The following is a 16,470-nucleotide window of genomic DNA, read 5'->3' as shown; positions in this document are numbered from 1 at the left end:
CGGCCATGGCACTTCGCCGTGGCCGCCCCGACCCGTTTCCGCGCCGCCCGCCCGCTCACCGGTCCGGCTCGCGCGCGGCGCGCAGCAGGCGGAGTTGGCCGATCTCGGCGGCGTTCTTCATCAGCTCGGAGTTCACCCAGGCGAGCATGTCGGCCACGGTGTGCCCGGGGTCGTGCTGCCAGGGGAACGGAGCGGTGGCGTCCAGGGCGGCGTCGTCGAGCCGGTCGAGCACCGCCAGCCAGTCCGTGCGCAGGTCACGCAACCAGTCGACGGCTGCCTTGCCGCCACCCGGCCAGGTGATCTCGGTCCGCTGACGCGGCAGTCGCCCCCGCGCGTGGTCGATCGTCACGCTCCACCACCAGCCGATGTGCCAGCTGATCCAGCCGATCGTCGGAACAGGGACGGGCTCGAGCCGCTCCAGGTGGTATTCGAAGAGCGACCAGGTCAGGTCGAACTGCCCGCGGAGCAGAGTGTGCCGGGAATCCGTCACCGGGTGACCCTGGCACAGGGCCTCTCGGCTGGGGAAACGGATTTTGTGCCGCACTCGGGTGGGCTCGGCCGCCGGTTCGGTTCAACGGGGTGCGGGTGGTTGGCGTGGAAGGCCGGGTGGTCGTGCAGGCGGCGTACGTAGGACCACACGTCGGGGCGGGCATCCGTCGCCTCGGCTGCGTCGGGGGTCCGGTGGACGAGCCGCGCCCACAAGTCCACGTCCGCCGCGGTGAGTTCCTCGCCCACCAGGTAGGCGTGGCGGGCCAGTCGGCGGTCGACGTGGTCCAGCGTCGCGGGGGTGAGGGGGCCCGCGAGTTGCTCGTGCCAGGCGTCGATCCGTGCCGCGAGGGCCGACGGGCGCAGCCGGGGCAGCGGGCCGCCGGCGTGCGCGGCGAAGCGGCAGGCCAGGTCGCGCAGGATGTCGGGGGTGTGGTTGCTGACGACGTGCCCGCTCCATCGGTCGCACAGTGCGGGAACGGTCGGCGGACCGTCGAAGTGGTGCTCGGTGGCCTCGTAGTGGCGGTGTAGGTCGGCGTGGGCCGCCGCGGTGGTGTCCGGTGTCAGGAGCGTCGTGGTGACCGCGCTCCTGAGGCCGAGCAGGTCGAGGGTGATCGAGACGCGCAGGGAGCGCGGACATCCGGCCGAGAGGTACAGGTGATAGCGGTGGGGCGCCGGGTAGAAGCCGCCCGCGAGATCGGCTCCGATGCGGCTGCGGATCTGCGGGCGGTGCGACGTGGTCTCGGGCATGGCTCTCCAGACAGGTGAGGGGGCGCCCGCGGCGCTCGGTGCCGGTGGGGCGGCGGGGGAGAGGGGATGGCGTGGCAGCAGAGGGCCTCAGAGGCCACGGAGAGCCGGAGCGATGACGAGCCCTTGCTGCCGGGCGGGCGGTCGGCTCTTGCGCGGTGACGTCAGAGAGCTGGAGCCGAGGCGCTGCACACGCGCAGCAGGTCGATGTGCAGCCGCCTGGTCAGGACGTGGGGGCGGGGTCTGGGTGCGGACAGGGGGGATCGCGGGGTGCTGTTCCTCGCGGCGACCGCCCTGGACATGTTCACCAGCCCTGCTGTCGAGGCCCGTGGTATCCGGAGGTGTACCCGGAGCCGATGGCCCGCTCGGGGACCCGTTCGAGACCGTCCCCGGAAGTCTGGGTCCGGGGTTCCCCCGCCGTCAAGAAGGCCTGTGGAACTCCCCGACCCCCAGGAAACTCCCTGGAAGTCCCCGGAACTCCCCCAGCGGGAGCGGAACAGAAGGCGTGGCCCGCCGGTTGACCCTGACGGAGTCCCACGAAGAGACACGTACGGCGATGTGAGCCCTGCCATGATCCACGGGGCATTGCGCACGGCTACGACCTCACGTAACGTCCGAGCAGGTTACGAGTGTCAGCGTCAAGCCCTGGCTTGCTGACCGGCAACCCTCCCTCGCGGCGGGGTGCTCCAGGTGAGGACCGGGCGGTTCCCGACCAGGGTTCCGCAAGCGCGAGACAGGCGGGGCCCCGGGCCCGCCGAGCCGGAAGGGCGGAGGTGACGGACATGCCACTGGTGCCGCCCGTTCCTGCGCCCGTGCCGCCCGTGCACGCGCCCGCGCCACGCGTCCTGGTGATCGCCCCGAGCCGCCAGGTGCATCTCTACTCCCGGCCGCACATCGACCTGCAGCGTGTCGCCGGCGCGCTCTGTCGTTCCTGACCCGTCACCCCGCCGCCGCACCCTCGGAGCCGAGGGGCCGGTGTTCTCGTACGGTCGATCAGGAAGGCACTCCTCCGTGTCGTCATCACCTTCACCTTCATCCGCCCTGCCCTTTTCCGCTGACTCCGCCTCTTCGGCCGCGCTGCACCTCGCCGTCGCGCTCGACGGCGCGGGCTGGCATCCGGCCGCCTGGCGTGAACCGGTCTCCCGGCCAGGGGAGTTGTTCACCGCCCGGTACTGGACCGATCTGGTCACCGAGGCCGAGCGCGGTCTGCTCGACTTCGTGACGATCGAGGACGGGCTCGGACTCCAGTCCTCGCACTTCACCGAGCCCGACGGACGCACCGACCAGGTCCGCGGACGGCTCGACGCCGTCCTCGTCGCCGCGCGCGTCGCGCCGCTGACCAGCCACATCGGTCTGGTGCCGACGGTGGTGGCCACCCACACGGAGCCCTTCCACATATCCAAGGCGATCGCCACGCTCGACTACGTGAGCACGGGCCGTGCGGGCGTACGTGTGCAGGTGTCGGCGCGCCGGAACGAGGCCGCGCACTTCGGACGCCGCACGCTGCCCGCCCTCGAGGGCGTCGAGGATCTCGGCAGGCCGGACGTACGGGAGTTGACCGCCGACCTCTTCGACGAGGCGGCCGACTACGCCGAAGCCGTGCGCCGCCTCTGGGACAGCTGGGAGGACGACGCGGAGATCCGGGACGTCGCCACCGGCCGCTTCATCGACCGCGACAAGCTGCACTACATCGACTTCGAGGGCAAGCACTTCAGCGTCAAGGGCCCCTCGATCACACCCCGGCCGCCGCAGGGCCGGCCCCTCGTCAGTGCGCTCGCCCACGAGGGCCCGACCGACGCACCGTTCCGCCTCCTCGGCCGCTCCGCGGACCTCGGATACGTCACTCCGCGCGACGCCGGGCACGCACACGCCATCGTCAGGGCGGTCCGCGCCGAACAGGACACGGCCGGACGCGGCGACGAGCCCCTGCACCTCTTCGGCGACCTGGTGGTGTTCCTCGACGACGACCCGGCCGCCGCCGCGGCCCGCCGGGAACGGCTGGACTCCCTCGCCGGGCAGCCGTACACCAGCGACGCGCACATCTTCACCGGTACGCCCGCTCAACTGGCTGATCTGCTCGCAGAGTTGGCGCAGGCCGGGCTCACCGGATTCCGGCTGCGCCCCGCCGTCGTCGGCCACGACCTCCCGGCGATCACCCGGGGCCTGGTGCCCGAGCTCCAGCGCCGCGGCGTCTTCCGCCGCGCGTACGAGGCCGACACCCTGCGCGGTCTGCTGGGCCTCGCCCGCCCCGCAAGCCGCTACGCCGCCACCGCCTGAGCGGGAAAGGACCACCGACATGAGCAAGTCAACGTCACCGGACAAGCCGCTCAAGCAGATCCACCTCGCGGCGCATTTCCCGGGCGTCAACAACACCACTGTGTGGAGCGACCCCGAAGCCGGCAGCCACATCGAGTTCAGCTCCTTCGCGCACTTCGCACGCACCGCCGAGCGCGCCAAATTCGACTTCCTGTTCCTCGCCGAGGGGCTGCGGCTGCGTGAACAGGGCGGTCAGATCTACGACTTGGACGTCGTCGGGCGGCCCGACACCTTCGCCGTCCTCACCGCGCTCGCCGCTGTCACCGAACGCCTCGGTCTGACCGGCACCATCAACTCCACCTTCAACGAGCCCTATGAGGTGGCCCGCCAGTTCGCCAGTCTCGACCACCTCTCGGACGGCCGAGCCGCCTGGAACGTCGTCACCTCGTGGGACGCCTTCACCGGCGAGAACTTCCGCCGCGGCGGATTCCTCCCGCAGGACGAGCGCTACTCCAGGGCGAGGGAGTTCCTCGGCACGGCGGGCGAGCTGTTCGACTCCTGGCGCGGGGACGAGATCCTCGCCGACCAGCAGACCGGCACCTTCCTGCGTGACGCCAAGGCGGGCGCCTTCGTCCACCAGGGACAGCACTTCGACATCCAGGGGCAGTTCAACGTCCCGCGCAGTCCCCAGGGGCGCCCGGTCATCTTCCAGGCGGGCGACTCGGAGGAAGGTCGGGAATTCGCCGCCGAGGGCGCGGACGCGATCTTCAGCCGGTACAGCACGCTCAAAGAGGGGCAGGCGTTCTACACGGACGTCAAGGGCCGCCTGGCCCGCCACGGCCGCACCCACGACCAGTTGCTCATCCTGCCCGCCGCGACCTTCGTTCTCGGCGACACGGACGCCGAGGCGGAGGAACTCTCCCGGGAGGTGCGGCGCAAGCAGGTCAGTGGCGCCACCGCGATCAAGCACCTGGAGTTCGTCTGGAACCGCGACCTCTCCGCGTACGACCCGGAGGGCCCGCTGCCCGACATCGACCCGGACCTCGGCGAGCACACCGTCGCGCGCGGCCGGGCCCAGGTGCGGATGTACCGTGACCCGCTGGCCACCGCCCGGGAGTGGCGCGAGCTCGCGGCGGCGAACAAGTGGTCCATCCGCGACCTCGTCATCGAGACCGGCAACCGCCAGTCCTTCGTCGGCTCCCCGGCCACCGTCGCCGAGGCGATCAACTCCTTCGTCCAGGCCGACGCGTCCGACGGGTTCATCCTCGTCCCGCACATCACCCCCGGTGGCCTCGACGCCTTCGCCGACACCGTGGTCCCGCTGCTCCAGGAGCGCGGCGTCTTCCGCACGGAGTACGAGGGCACCACCCTGCGCGACCACCTGGGCCTGGCCCACCCCGACGCCAGGCCGGGCTTCCCCGAGCCCGCATCCGCACCCACGCCCGAGACCGCACCCACGCCCGAGACCGCACCTACGTCCGTGCCCGCGCCGGCCGGCCGCTGAGGAGGACCACACCCATGTCAGCCATCCCTCTCGGCGTCCTCGACCTGGTCCCGGTCTCGTCCGGTTCCACCGCGGCCGAAGCGCTCCACCACTCCATCGACCTGGCCCGGCAGACCGAGCGATTCGGCTACGCCCGCTACTGGTTCGCCGAACACCACCTCAACCCGGGCGTGGCAGGCACCTCACCCGCGGTCGTCCTCGCCCTGACCGCCGCCGAGACCTCCACGATCCGGCTCGGGGCAGGCGCCGTACAGCTCGGTCACCGCACCGCGCTCTCCACGGTCGAGGAGTTCGGCCTGATCGACGCGCTGCATCCCGGACGCCTCGACCTGGGACTCGGCCGCTCCGGCGGCAAGCCGCCCGGTACGCCACCCGCCGCGCCGCCGACCGTGACCCCCGTCGTCGACGGCCACGCGCCCAACGGGCTGCGGATCCCGCCGCGTTTCTCCTACGAGCATCTGCTGGGCTCACCCCGCGTCGCCCTCCAGCGCAAGCTGCTCCAGCAGCCGCACGCGCAGGCGCAGGACTACGGGGAGCAGGTCGACGACATCCTCGCGCTGCTCGCCGGAACGTACCGGTCCGCTGACGGCATCGAGGCGCATGTCGTCCCCGGTGAGGGCGCCGACATCCAGGTGTGGATCCTGGGCAGCAGCGGCGGCCAGAGCGCGGACGTCGCGGGCCGCAATGGCCTGCCCTTCGCCGCGAACTACCACGTCAGTCCGGGCACGGTCCTGGAGGCCGCGGAGGGCTACCGTGCCGCGTTCGAGCCCTCCGACGTACTCGACAAGCCCTATGTCAGCGTCTCCGCCGACGTCGTCGTCGCCGAGGACGACAAGACCGCCTGCGAACTCGCCGCCGGCTACGGCCCGTGGGTCCGCAGCATTCGCACGGCCGAGGGCGCCATCCAGTACCCCACACCGGCCGAGGCACGCCGGCACACCTGGACCGACGCGGACCGGGCGCTCGTCGAGGACCGAACCGAAACCCAGTTCACCGGCTCCCCGGCACGCGTCGCGGACCTCCTGGAACAGCTCCAGGAAGCCACCGGAGCCGACGAGTTGCTCATCACCACGATCACCCACGGCCACGCCGACCGGGTGCGTTCCTACGAACTGCTCGCCGAGGAGTGGCGACGCAGGTGACGGGACCGTCCGCCGGGCGAAGGGCCGCCCGGCGGACGGTCGCGGGCGCCCGCGGTCAGGCGATGGGCCAGCAGTTGTACGCGTTGTAGTTGACGCCGTTGCAGCTGAACCACTTGCCGTAGAGGCAGGGGCCGATGTCGTTCCAGTAGCCGTGACAGCACGCCAGGCAGGTGAAGCCCCCGTACCCGTCGCTCACACAGGCCGAGCTGCCGTCCACACAGTCGGCCTGGGCCCGGGGCGTGGTCTCCGGTGGCGTGCCCTGCGGGGCGACGCCCCAGGTGAGGGGGGCCGCTCCGGGGGCCTGAGCTCCTGAGCCGTGGGGCCGGGGGTGGCGCGGCGGCTGTGACTGTGGCTGCGGCTGCAGCTGGGCCTGCGGGCGGCCCTGCGGCGGGGGCTGGGCGTGGGCCGGTGTCCCGCACGGCGAGGCCGTGGGGGCGGCGCTGATGCGTGAGTAGTGGGCGAGCAGGGTGGCCAGAACGGCGTGTTCGGGGGAGTCGGACTCCTTGAGGGTGAGCTGGACGAGGCTGTGCGTGTGGTCGTCGCACGGCACCTGGCGCAGCAGCTCCACCCGGTCGATGAGGCCGACGGGGATTGTCGTCCAGTCCTGGCATGTCGTGCCGGGGGCGAACTGGACGCTGTCCGTGCCCTCTTCGGACTTCTTGACCATCCCGATGACGGCGGGTTTCTCGCGGACCGTGTCCGATGCGAGTGCCTGCAGGAATTCCGCACCGTTGAACGACCTGGACATGTGTCTCCTCTCGGCGCCCCGCGGGCGCCAGCCGGTGCCACGAGATTCCCGTGATCGCCGGGAGCGGCACAACGGAGGCGGAGGCGATCAGTCCGGATAGGTGAACCGGGTCTGTGCGCGGGGGCGTTGGGCTTCGGCCGCACGCCGGGGAGGGGCGACCGCGCATCGGGGGAGGCGAGACCGTACGCCCGCCCTGGCCGTCATCGGCCGGGCCCCTGCCCGCCCCGGCCCCCGAGCACGATCGTGCGGGCGATGTCCAGGGTGAGGCGCTGCCACGGGTCCTGGGGGTCGCGGGACGTGAGGTCCCGGACGCGGCGCAGGCGGTAGCGCACGGACTGCGGGTGGAGGTGGAGTTCGCGCGCAGCGGCGTTGGCGGAGCCGGTGTCGATGTACGCGGTGAGGGCTTCCAGGAGGTGGCGCTGGGCGCCGTCGACGAGGGGGCCGAGGACGATGCGGCCGATCTGGTCGGGGCTCACCACGGGGTGGCCCGCGAGCAGGGAAAGGACGTGCGCGTCGGCGTCGGTGAGGACCCGGTCGGGGTGATGGGCGTGCGGGGGAGCGGCGTCCAGGGCGCCCGCGGCGAGCCGGTGGGCGACCGCGACGCGGTCCAGGCTCTCGCCCGAGATCACGCAGCCGCGCCAGGCGTGCCTGCGCAGGACCTCCGGCGCGGCGTCGGCGGAGGCGGCGGGCAGGAGCAGGACGGCGCGCGAACCGTGGGTCGTCGCCAGGGAGGTCGTCACCGGGGACGTTCCCCGCGCCCCGCCGCCACCGAGGGCCGTGAGCAGGGCGGTCGACGTGGTCAGCGAGATGTCGGACCCGCTGCTGTCCAGGGCTTTGGTATCCACCGGCTCCGCCACCAACAGGCAGTAGCGCTCGGGGAGTTGAACACCCAGGCGGGATGCCCTGGCGTCGAGCGCGCCCAACGACGCGTGCCGTCCGGCGATCAGGTCGTCGAGCAGCAATTGGAGTGATCGGTCGCGGTCACCCGTGAGGCGCTCACTGGTGGCCGCGTACGCCGTGGTCATCTCCTCGGAGATGGTGTCCATGGCCGTGAGCAGCAACTGTGTGAGGGCGAAGGCGTCCTGCGCGGACAGGTGCGGGGCGCGGGCGGCGACCTCGTCCGCGAGCACCGCGGCGGCGACCCGGTAGGCGCGGAGCACGGCCTGCAGGGGGCGGCCGTCCGCCGCCCGCGCCGCCGCGATCCCGCGGAAGCGCCGCAGATCGCCGGGGCCGATCACCCCGTCCGTGACCCAGTGGTCCAGGAGGCGGTCCGTCGCCCAGGCCGCGATGGCCCGCACTTCCGGGAACCTGCTTCCGTCGAGCGCCGTATACGCCGGAACCTGTTCGTGCACCGCGTCGACGATGGCCTCGACGAGGTGGGGGTCGGCCAGGAGTTCCTGCCGGACGCGCTCCCGCTTGTTTGTCACAAGGTGATAGTCCCATCGGAAAAGGGTGCGTACGACCATGGACGGGGCTTGTCACTGTGGCAAGGATCGTCGGGTGGGCTGTGCCCTCTCAGGCCCTCTCAGGCCCTCTGCACTCCCACGCCCTCTCACCCACACGCACGCAGCCTCAGGCAGTCTCACGGACACCGGACGGGACCCACCACATGACGAAGCCGAACTGGGCGGACTTCCAGTACGAGATCTATCTCAACGGCATGACGGGCGCCGTACCCCGCCTGCCCACCGACCTGACCCGCCTGGAGGAGCTGACCGAGCAGCGCCTCGGCCCGGGCCCGGTCGGCTACGTCTCCGGAAGCGCGGGCAACGGCAGCACCGCCCGCGCCAATCGCGAGGCGCTGGAGCGGCGCCGGATCGTGCCCCGCATGCTGCGTGACGTACAGGAACGCGATCTGTCCGTGGAGGTGCTCGGCCACCGGCTGCCCGCGCCGCTCGCCCTCGCCCCCGTCGGCGTCCTGTCGATCATGCACCCGGAGGGCGAGTCCGCCGCGGCCCGCGCGGCAGCGTCCCGCGGCGTCCCGTACATCCTGTCCTCGGCGTCCAGCACCCCCATGGAGCAGGTCGCCAAGGAGATGGGGGACGCACAGCGGTGGTTCCAGCTCTACTGGGCCAAGGACCGCGACGTCACCAGGAGCTTCCTGGACCGGGCGAAGGCCTCGGGCTTCACGGCCCTGGTCGTCACGCTCGACACCCCGCTCCTGGCCTGGCGCCCGCGCGACCTCGACCAGGCGTACCTGCCCTTCCTGCACGGCGTGGGCACCGCCAACTACTTCAGTGACCCGGCGTTCCAGGCGGGCCTCGCCAAACCGGTGCACGAGGACCTGAACGCGGCCGTGATGCACTTCGTCGGCATGTTCGCCGACCCCGCGAAGACCTGGCCGGACCTGGCGTTCCTGCGCGAGAACTGGGACGGTCCGATCGTGCTCAAGGGCATCCTGCATCCGGACGACGCCCGCCGCGCCGCCGACGCGGGCATGGACGGAGTGGTGGTCTCCAACCACGGCGGCCGTCAGGTCGCGGGTTCCGTCGCGGCGGCCGACGCGCTGCCCCGCGTGGTGGAGGCGGTCGGCGACCGGCTCTCCGTCCTGTTCGACAGCGGGATCCGCACCGGCGACGACATCTTCAAGGCGCTCGCCCTCGGCGCCGAGGCCGTGCTCGTCGGACGGCCGTATGCCTATGGGCTGGGCCTCGACGGCCAGGCAGGTGTCGACCATGTGATCCGCTGTCTGCTCGCCGAGCTCGACCTCACCCTGGCCCTGTCCGGGCACGCCGGGCCGGCCACCCTCACCCCCGACGACCTGATCGAGGAGACCGCATGACCGCCGTGAAGAACGTCCTCGCCATCGTCTCGCCCCACGTGGGCGGCCGCGCCGCGGGAGGCGCCCTCGCCGGGCTGCTGCCCGCGACGGCACATGTCACCGTCGTCGAGTCGGCCGACGAGGATCCCGCGGCGCTGCGCGCGGCACACGTCATCATCACCGGCCTCGCCCCGGTCACGGCCGAACACATCGCGGCGGCGCCCGGCCTGGAAGTCGTCCAGTGCGCGAGCCACGGCTTCGACTACGTCGACGTGGACGCCGCCCGCGCCCGCGGGGTCTCCGTCTGTTCGATCGGCTCCAGCGGGGCCGAGAAGCAGAACGTCGCCGAGCAGACCTTCGCCCTGATGCTGGCCCTCGCCAAGCAGTTGATCCCGGCGCACACCGCTCTCACCGAGGCCGACTGGGCGCTGCCCCGCCTCCAGCAGTCCATCACGGAGCTCTCCGGAAAGACGCTCGGCATCGTCGGGCTCGGCCACATCGGCGAGGAAGTCGCCCGCCGCGCGGTCGCGTTCGACATGAGCATCGTCTACGCGGGACCGAGGCCGGTGAGCGCCGAGATGGAGGCCCGCCTCGGCGGTGCGCGGCACGTCGAACTCGACGAACTGCTGCGTACGTCCGACTACGTCAGCCTGCACGCCCCGCTGACGCCGGACACCCGCCATCTCCTGGACGCCGAACGCCTGGCCCTCCTCAAGCCGACGGCCTTCGTCGTCAACACCTCACGCGGCGCGCTCATCGACCAGGACGCCCTCGCCGACGCCCTCACGGCGGGCACCCTGGCCGGGGCGGGCATCGACGTCTTCGACCCCGAACCGCCCACCGCCGCCCTGCGCCTGCTCAAGGCGCCGAACGTGGTGCTGTCCCCGCACGTCGCGGGCGTCACGCGCGAGACCCTCGTGCGCATCGGCCTCGCCGCGATCCAGAACGTGGCCGGCCACCTGGAGGGCAAGCCGCTGGGTGACGTGGTGTCCTGACGGCGCCTCAGCTGCCGGTCGTGGCAACGGCCCCGCACGGGCCGCTGCCACGACCGTCGGCAACCGTGACCTACCAGATCGCTCCGACCCACTCGGGGTGGTCGATGAACGGGTTCCGGTTGTGCTGGAACTTGTCGAAGATGACCTGGTTGCGGTTCTTCTCGAAGGTGTCCGGCGGGTCCTCGTCGCTCCACTGCTTCAGTACGGACAGCCGCCCGATGGCAGGGGCGCTGCCGTTGGAGACCTTGTCGTTGGGCTCCAGGTCGGCGAAGCCGTCCTCGCCGTCGTAGCGCACGGCCATGTAGAGGATCATGCGGGCGACGTCGCCCTTGACGGCGTCACGCGGCTCGAAGGAGTCGGCGTCGGTGAAGTTGCCCGGCGCCTCGCCGACCTCGCTGCCGCCGTTGTCGAAGTCCTTGTTGCCGCGCGTGCTGTTGACGGACACATCCGCCGGGCGCAGGTGGTGGATGTCGGTGCCCGGGCCGGTCGCGGTGCCGAAGTCGCCGTGGGACTTGGCCCACACGTGCTCACGGTTCCACTGGTCCGGGTCGCTGCCGTTGCTGTCCTTGCTCTGCGAACGGCCGGTGTAGAGCAGGATCACGTTGCTGCTGTTGTCCGGGTCCGCGTCGGTGGTCTTCAGCGCGTCCCAGACCTGGTCGTACGACAGCTTGGTCTGGTCGCTGATGATCGTGTGCAGGGCGCTCTTCAGCTCCGGACCTGTCTTGCCGAGCGCGTCCTTGTAGTACGTGTCGTCATAGGCGCCGGTGGCTGCCGCGGTCGGCGTGGGGGCCGTGGTCGCGGCGTCGGCGGCGGCCGGGACGGTGATCCCGACGAGGACCGCGGCGGCGGTCATGGCCAGCGGTTTCCAGCGACGTATGTGAGGGACGGGCATGTGGGGGTGTCCTCTCCCGGAGGCTCACGCACCGCGGATCCCTTCAACGGGGCCCGCGTTCTACGCGAGTTGACAAGTGGGCCAACGGGAGAGTGGCACGGGTGGGCACGTCACTGTATGAACGTTATGGGTCGACTGTGTGACGATGTCGTGGACACGACATGCTGCGCGAATGGGTGGATCCTGGGACGGTAGATCTCGGGGCGGCGGATCTCAGGACGTGCGTACGCCGTCGAGCACGGTGGCGACGGTGCGGCGGGCGAAGTCGTCGTCCAGCGGCTGGCGGCGGAAGACGGCGCGCAGCCAGACCGCGCCGGCGAGCAGGTCCATGAGGAGCATCGTGTCGGTGCCGGGCGGCAGTTCGCCGCGCGCGACGGCGCGGTCGATCAGTGACTGCTCGCGTGCGAGTCGGTCGGCGAAGAAGCCCTGGATGTAGGTGGCGAGCCCGGGATCGCCCACGGCCGCTCCCAGCACGGACCGGGCGACGGCGCCCGAAGGGTGCGTGGTCAGCAGTCGGACGAGGCCGTCGACGAGGTGCTCCAGGTCGCCGCGGAGATGGCCGGTGTCGGCCATCGGCAAGTCCATGAGCGGCGCGTCGATGAGGGCGGCCCCCAGGAGCGCGGACTTGGAGGGCCACCAGCGGTAGATCGTCGTCTTGTTGACGCCGGACTCCTCCGCGATGCCCTCGATCGTCATGGACTCGAAGCCGTCGCGCGCGAGGGCCTTCAAGGTGGCGTCGAAGATCTGCTGCTTGCGCCGCGGGCCGCCGCTCCGGGCGGTCTGCGGGCGGTCGTTCGTCGTCATGGTCCGGAGTCTAACGCAACGCAACGGTGCGTTGCGCAACGGAGGTTGGAGGGCTACGGTCGGCGAAACGCAACGCACCGTTGCGCCTGCGGGGAGGAGACGCGATGGAGCAGGTACTACTCACCGTCGGGGTGCGGGAGCCGGGCGCGAGCGGGGCGGGCGAACCGGCGGGCGACGCCGCGGGGACCGTCGCCCGGCTGCGCGCGACGTTCGCCACGGGCCGGACGCGGCCGACGGCCTGGCGCCGACGGCAACTGCGCGCGCTGCGCGCCCTGCTGACCGAACAGGCGCCCGCGCTCACCGAGGCACTCGCCCTCGACCTGGGCAAGAGCCCGGTGGAGACGCACACATCGGAGCTGGGCTTCGTCGTCAACGAGATCGACCACACGCTGCGCCACCTGGAGCGCTGGCTGCGCCCGCGCCGCGTCCCGGTGCCCCTCACACTGCTCCCGGCCCGCGCCCGGACAGTGCGCGAACCGCTCGGCGTGGTCCTCGTCATCAGCCCGTGGAACTACCCGGTGATGCTCGGGCTCGCCCCTCTGGTGGGCGCCCTCGCCGCGGGTAACTGCGCCGTGCTCAAGCCGAGCGAACTGGCTCCGGCGACCTCGGCCGCGCTGGCCCGCCTCCTGCCCCGCCATCTGGACCCGGACGCCGTCGCGCTCGTGGAGGGCGCCGCGGAGCGGACCACGGACCTCCTGGAGCAGCGCTTCGACCACATCCTCTACACCGGCAACGGCACGGTGGGCCGCATCGTCATGACGGCCGCCGCCCGCCACCTCACCCCCGTCACCTTGGAACTGGGCGGAAAGTGCCCGGTGTTGGTCGAGCCGGGCACCGATCTGGCCGCCGCCGCGCGACGGATCGTCTGGGGCAAGTTCCTCAACGCGGGGCAGAGCTGCACCGCCCCCGACCACGTCCTGGCCATCGGCGGCACGGCAGGCCCGCTGGCCGGCCACCTCGCCGACGCGATCACGTCCATGTACGGGAGCGACCCCGCCCGCAGCCCCGACTACGGCCGCATCATCAACGACCGCCACTTCGACCGGCTCACCGCCCTGCTCGGTGACGGCCGCCCGGTGATCGGCGGCGAGCACGACCGGGCCACCCGCTATCTCGCGCCCACCGTGCTCGCCGACGTAGACCCGGACGCCCCCGTGATGGCCGAGGAGATCTTCGGCCCCATCCTGCCGGTCCTGTCCCTGCCCGACCTGGACACCGCCGTCGCGTTCGTCAACGCCCGCGCCAAGCCGCTCGCCCTCTACGCCTTCACGCCCCACCGGGAGACCCGACGGCGACTGGTCAGGGAAACATCGTCGGGCGCCGTGGGCTTCGGGCTCCCCAACGCCCATCTCACCCTGCCCGGACTGCCCTTCGGCGGTGTCGGGGAGAGCGGCACCGGCAGCTATCACGGCCAGTACTCGATCGAGACCTTCAGCCACACGAAGGCCGTCCTGCACAAGCCGCTGCGGCCCGATACCGTGCGGGCCGTCTATCCGCCCTTCACGGCGGCCAAGGAGCGGTTGATCCGGCACTTCACGTGATCGGGCGCCTCGGACGCCAAGTGGACTACAGGGGACGGACGGTGAGGATCTGCTCCGCGTGGCCGACCGGGCCCGAGATGTCGTGCAGGACGGTGCTGGTGATGCCCTGGCCGGTCGGGCCGAAGGTGACCGTGGTGTCGAGTCCCGTCCAGCCGCCTTCCGGCTGGCGGTGGAGGTGGACGGTGAGGTCGACGTTGGGGAACATCCACGCGGTGGGCGGCTGGCGCACGGCGATGCCGTTGGCGGTGTCCACGAGCGTGATGAACGACGCGAGGGGGCTCGCGGTCCGCCCGGCGACGAGGTCGAGCCCGGTGGAGATCCACGCCGTCGTACGGCCCGGCTGCGGCGGTCCGACGGGGCGCACGTCCACGGAGGCGATGTACCCGCCCGGCCACACGGACGCCATGTGCCAGGGCGCCAGTTCCTCGGGGTGCGTGAGCCTGTCGGCGCCGCCGCCCGCGACGGCGCTGGTGTCGACGGAGGCGAGCAGCCAGGCCCGCGCCCGGACCACCGGACGGCCGGCCATGAGCACGACGGCTTCGACCAGTTCGATGGTGCGGCCCGGCCGGATGGTCTCCACCCGGATCTCGCACTCGTCGAGGGCGAGCCGGCCGAGGATGTCGAAGCTGATCCGGGACAGGACCAGACCGCTGTCGGGCCGTGCGGCCACGTACCGGTCGATGGCGTGGACGATGAGGCCGCCGAGCGGGCTGAAGTGCTGCTCGTCGACGTCCCAGGCGCCACCCGCGTGGGGCGTGGGCTTGTAGCGGTGCTCGTCGATGGGCTCGTAGTAGCTGCCGGTGTGCACGGTGCTTCCCTCTCGGCCTTGCGGGTACGGAACGGGACGGCCCCAGGGTGTCGAGCTGTTCGGGTCCCAGTGTCCGAAGATCGTACTGGCCGGGCGGGAGGCGGGGCCGACGGCTAGTGCAGGCCGTTGAGGTAGTGCTCCCCGATGTCGCGGAGGCGGTGCGCGGCCGAGCTGTGGGCCGTCAGGGCACGGGCGTTGCGCCAGAACCGGTCGAGGCCCGGGTCGGCCGAAGGGGCGGGTGCGTCGGCGGTGAGTTCGAGGACGCGGGTGGTGATGTGCAGGGCGGACTGGGTGGTGACCGCTTCGGCCGCGCCCACGAGGAACGCGATGTCGGCGCGCTCGCCGGCGCCGAGCGCGGGCCCTGTATCCAGGCCTCGGGCCAGCGCGTCCGTCGCACGGTCCACCACCGCGGCGGCGCTGTGCGCGGCCGTCGCCAACTCTCCGTAGGCGAGCAGCAGATAGGGGTCCGTGGGCGGCGGCCCGCAGTCCCCGCCGGTGACGAGAGCCGCCGTCAGAGCGGGGCGCGGCAGGGCGCGGCTGATATCCCGTGCCTCGGCCAGCGCGCCCTCCGCGTTGCCCAGACCGACCTGGACGAGCAGGAGGCGGCGGGTCAGCGGGGCGAGCGCGGTGAACGGTGAGATCTCGTGCTCGTCCACGGGGACCGTGCCGAGCACCTGGTGCGAGGCCACCGCTACGTCGTCGTAACTGACGCCGCCCGCACCGCTCAGGCGCTGCCCGAGCAGGTCGTGTGCCGGTTCGGCGTGGACGCCGGGGTGGGCCGGGTCCACGTGGACGACCACCCATTCGCCGTTGTCCGTGCGCCGCGCCGTATGGACGAACCGGTCGGCGACGGCGACGCCCGCGGTCAAGGGCCGGCTGCCGTTCAGGACGTACCCGTCGCCGGCCGGGGTGAGCGCGAGGTCGCTGCCCGTCTGCGCGTCCGGCAGCTCGATGTCGCCGCCCCAGAGCCACTGCTCGCGTACGGCACGCAGTTCGAGCGCGGCGGCGGCTTCGGGCGTGCCGAAGAGGCGCGGGCTCCATGACAGCGCGTGGTGGTGCGCGAGGAGTTCGGCGATGGAGCTGTCCGCCGCCGCGATGTCCCTGACCGCGGTACACGCGGTGCGCCAGTCGCTGCCCCGGCCGTCCGGTCCGTCCGCGCTCCCCTGGCCGTACGGGGTCAGGAGCGCCGGCAGTCCCGCCTCGCGCAGCCGCGAGACCTCGTCGACCGGAGGCTTGCCCGCCCGGTCGCGCAGGTCCGCGTCGACGGCGAGATCGTCGGCGAGTTCCCGGACGACGCGCGGCGAGGCGGAGGGGATCAGCGTTGTCACGGGGACGCCTCACAGATTCCTAGTTTCCCTACCTGATTGATAGGAATAGTGGATGTGAACTGACGCCGCGACAAGGGGGTGTTCAAGGGGTGGACCGCAGTGTCTCGCAAAGTGGGATCGAGAGGGCCGTTCCGATGGCGGCCTTTGCTGCCGATCGCCCTGGGCGCACCGAAATTCAGTAACGGAACCACGTCCGGGATGCCTAGCATCCGAGCATGCCAAGACCCTCCGGCTTCACCTACGAGCAACATCCCGACGCCAGCGTGACGATCACCCACCACGGTCGCGCGGCCGGCACCCTGCGCGGTACGCGCGCCGACAAGTTCCTCGCCGAGGTCGCGTCCGGCGATGCCCAGCTGGTGATGGCCCGCTGGACGGGTGCGTACAAGCACGGCAATGAGCGCACGGCCCGCGACCACCCGCGCAACCGGCGCTAGTGCCCGAGGTGGAGGCAGTAA

16 protein-coding genes and 1 riboswitch are annotated in these 16,470 nt (G+C 71.9%); of the genes, 8 read left to right on the top strand and 8 right to left on the bottom strand.

From position 1 onward, the window contains the following. Positions 1 to 55: 55 nt before the first annotated feature. Together AB0E78_RS12445 and AB0E78_RS12440 are read right to left on the bottom strand one after the other, a co-directional pair. On the bottom strand, positions 56 to 490 hold the full coding sequence (locus tag AB0E78_RS12445; protein ID WP_361831158.1) for a DinB family protein: 435 nt from the start codon (positions 488 to 490) through the stop codon (positions 56 to 58). Further along, complete coding sequence (locus AB0E78_RS12440) at positions 487 to 1,236, bottom strand: hypothetical protein (protein ID WP_361831156.1); 750 nt, start codon at positions 1,234 to 1,236, stop codon at positions 487 to 489. Before AB0E78_RS12440 ends, AB0E78_RS12445 begins: the two co-directional genes overlap by 4 nt. 618 nt (positions 1,237 to 1,854) lie before the next feature. Next, positions 1,855 to 1,968, top strand: a riboswitch (SAM riboswitch). Between the two features lie 47 nt (positions 1,969 to 2,015). Here AB0E78_RS12440 and AB0E78_RS12435 point away from each other — a divergent pair. From AB0E78_RS12435 to AB0E78_RS12420, 4 genes are all read left to right on the top strand, one after another. Further along, entirely contained in the window at positions 2,016 to 2,168 is a 153-nt protein-coding gene (locus tag AB0E78_RS12435; RefSeq protein ID WP_361831153.1) for a putative leader peptide, read from the top strand. A gap of 76 nt (positions 2,169 to 2,244) precedes the next feature. Continuing rightward, entirely contained in the window at positions 2,245 to 3,510 is a 1,266-nt protein-coding gene (locus AB0E78_RS12430; RefSeq protein WP_361831151.1) for an LLM class flavin-dependent oxidoreductase, read from the top strand. A 19-nt stretch (positions 3,511 to 3,529) separates the two neighbouring features. Continuing rightward, on the top strand, positions 3,530 to 4,993 hold the full coding sequence (locus tag AB0E78_RS12425; protein WP_361831148.1) for an NtaA/DmoA family FMN-dependent monooxygenase: 1,464 nt from the start codon (positions 3,530 to 3,532) through the stop codon (positions 4,991 to 4,993). A gap of 14 nt (positions 4,994 to 5,007) precedes the next feature. Next, positions 5,008 to 6,135, top strand: coding sequence for an LLM class flavin-dependent oxidoreductase (locus AB0E78_RS12420; RefSeq protein WP_361831146.1), 1,128 nt, complete (start codon positions 5,008 to 5,010; stop codon positions 6,133 to 6,135). 55 nt (positions 6,136 to 6,190) lie between these two features. Here the strand turns inward: AB0E78_RS12420 and AB0E78_RS12415 are convergent, their stop codons facing one another. Then, positions 6,191 to 6,883 carry a hypothetical protein gene (locus AB0E78_RS12415; RefSeq protein ID WP_361831143.1) on the bottom strand — a complete coding sequence of 231 codons (693 nt, stop codon included), beginning with the start codon at positions 6,881 to 6,883 and terminating at the stop codon, positions 6,191 to 6,193. A 200-nt stretch (positions 6,884 to 7,083) separates the two neighbouring features. Next, entirely contained in the window at positions 7,084 to 8,310 is a 1,227-nt protein-coding gene (locus tag AB0E78_RS12410) for a helix-turn-helix domain-containing protein (RefSeq protein WP_361831140.1), read from the bottom strand. Positions 8,311 to 8,492: 182 nt separating this feature from the next. On the opposite strand from AB0E78_RS12410, the gene AB0E78_RS12405 reads away from it, so the two are divergent. Both AB0E78_RS12405 and AB0E78_RS12400 read left to right on the top strand, forming a co-directional pair. After that, positions 8,493 to 9,665: a lactate 2-monooxygenase gene (locus AB0E78_RS12405; protein ID WP_361831138.1), complete on the top strand. Its 1,173-nt coding sequence runs from the start codon at positions 8,493 to 8,495 to the stop codon at positions 9,663 to 9,665. Continuing rightward, positions 9,662 to 10,639, top strand: coding sequence for an NAD(P)-dependent oxidoreductase (locus tag AB0E78_RS12400; protein ID WP_361831135.1), 978 nt, complete (start codon positions 9,662 to 9,664; stop codon positions 10,637 to 10,639). Before AB0E78_RS12405 ends, AB0E78_RS12400 begins: the two co-directional genes overlap by 4 nt. A gap of 70 nt (positions 10,640 to 10,709) precedes the next feature. On the opposite strand, the gene AB0E78_RS12395 is transcribed toward AB0E78_RS12400, so the two are convergent. After that, positions 10,710 to 11,531, bottom strand: coding sequence for an endonuclease (locus AB0E78_RS12395; RefSeq protein WP_361831133.1), 822 nt, complete (start codon positions 11,529 to 11,531; stop codon positions 10,710 to 10,712). A 213-nt stretch (positions 11,532 to 11,744) separates the two neighbouring features. Beyond that, positions 11,745 to 12,335, bottom strand: a complete 591-nt coding sequence (locus AB0E78_RS12390) for a TetR/AcrR family transcriptional regulator (RefSeq protein WP_361831131.1) — start codon at positions 12,333 to 12,335, stop codon at positions 11,745 to 11,747. A 104-nt stretch (positions 12,336 to 12,439) separates the two neighbouring features. Here AB0E78_RS12390 and AB0E78_RS12385 point away from each other — a divergent pair, with 104 nt between their 5' ends. After that, positions 12,440 to 13,876 carry an aldehyde dehydrogenase family protein gene (locus tag AB0E78_RS12385; protein ID WP_361831128.1) on the top strand — a complete coding sequence of 479 codons (1,437 nt, stop codon included), beginning with the start codon at positions 12,440 to 12,442 and terminating at the stop codon, positions 13,874 to 13,876. Positions 13,877 to 13,901: 25 nt separating this feature from the next. Here AB0E78_RS12385 and AB0E78_RS12380 read toward each other — a convergent pair whose 3' ends face one another. Both AB0E78_RS12380 and AB0E78_RS12375 read right to left on the bottom strand, forming a co-directional pair. Next, the gene (locus tag AB0E78_RS12380) at positions 13,902 to 14,684 is read right to left on the bottom strand and encodes a thioesterase family protein (protein ID WP_361831125.1); all 783 of its coding nucleotides are present in this window, start codon (positions 14,682 to 14,684) and stop codon (positions 13,902 to 13,904) included. Between the two features lie 113 nt (positions 14,685 to 14,797). Then, positions 14,798 to 16,012: an acyl-CoA dehydrogenase gene (locus tag AB0E78_RS12375; RefSeq protein ID WP_361831122.1), complete on the bottom strand. Its 1,215-nt coding sequence runs from the start codon at positions 16,010 to 16,012 to the stop codon at positions 14,798 to 14,800. 215 nt (positions 16,013 to 16,227) lie between these two features. On the opposite strand from AB0E78_RS12375, the gene AB0E78_RS12370 reads away from it, so the two are divergent. Continuing rightward, a complete protein-coding gene (locus tag AB0E78_RS12370; RefSeq protein WP_361831120.1) occupies positions 16,228 to 16,449 on the top strand; it encodes a hypothetical protein in 222 nt (73 codons plus the stop codon). Positions 16,450 to 16,470 lie beyond the last annotated feature (21 nt).

This window comes from Streptomyces sp. NPDC032198, from assembly GCF_040636975.1.
Classification (GTDB): domain Bacteria; phylum Actinomycetota; class Actinomycetes; order Streptomycetales; family Streptomycetaceae; genus Streptomyces.
This window is presented reverse-complemented; position numbering and strand designations above follow the sequence as displayed.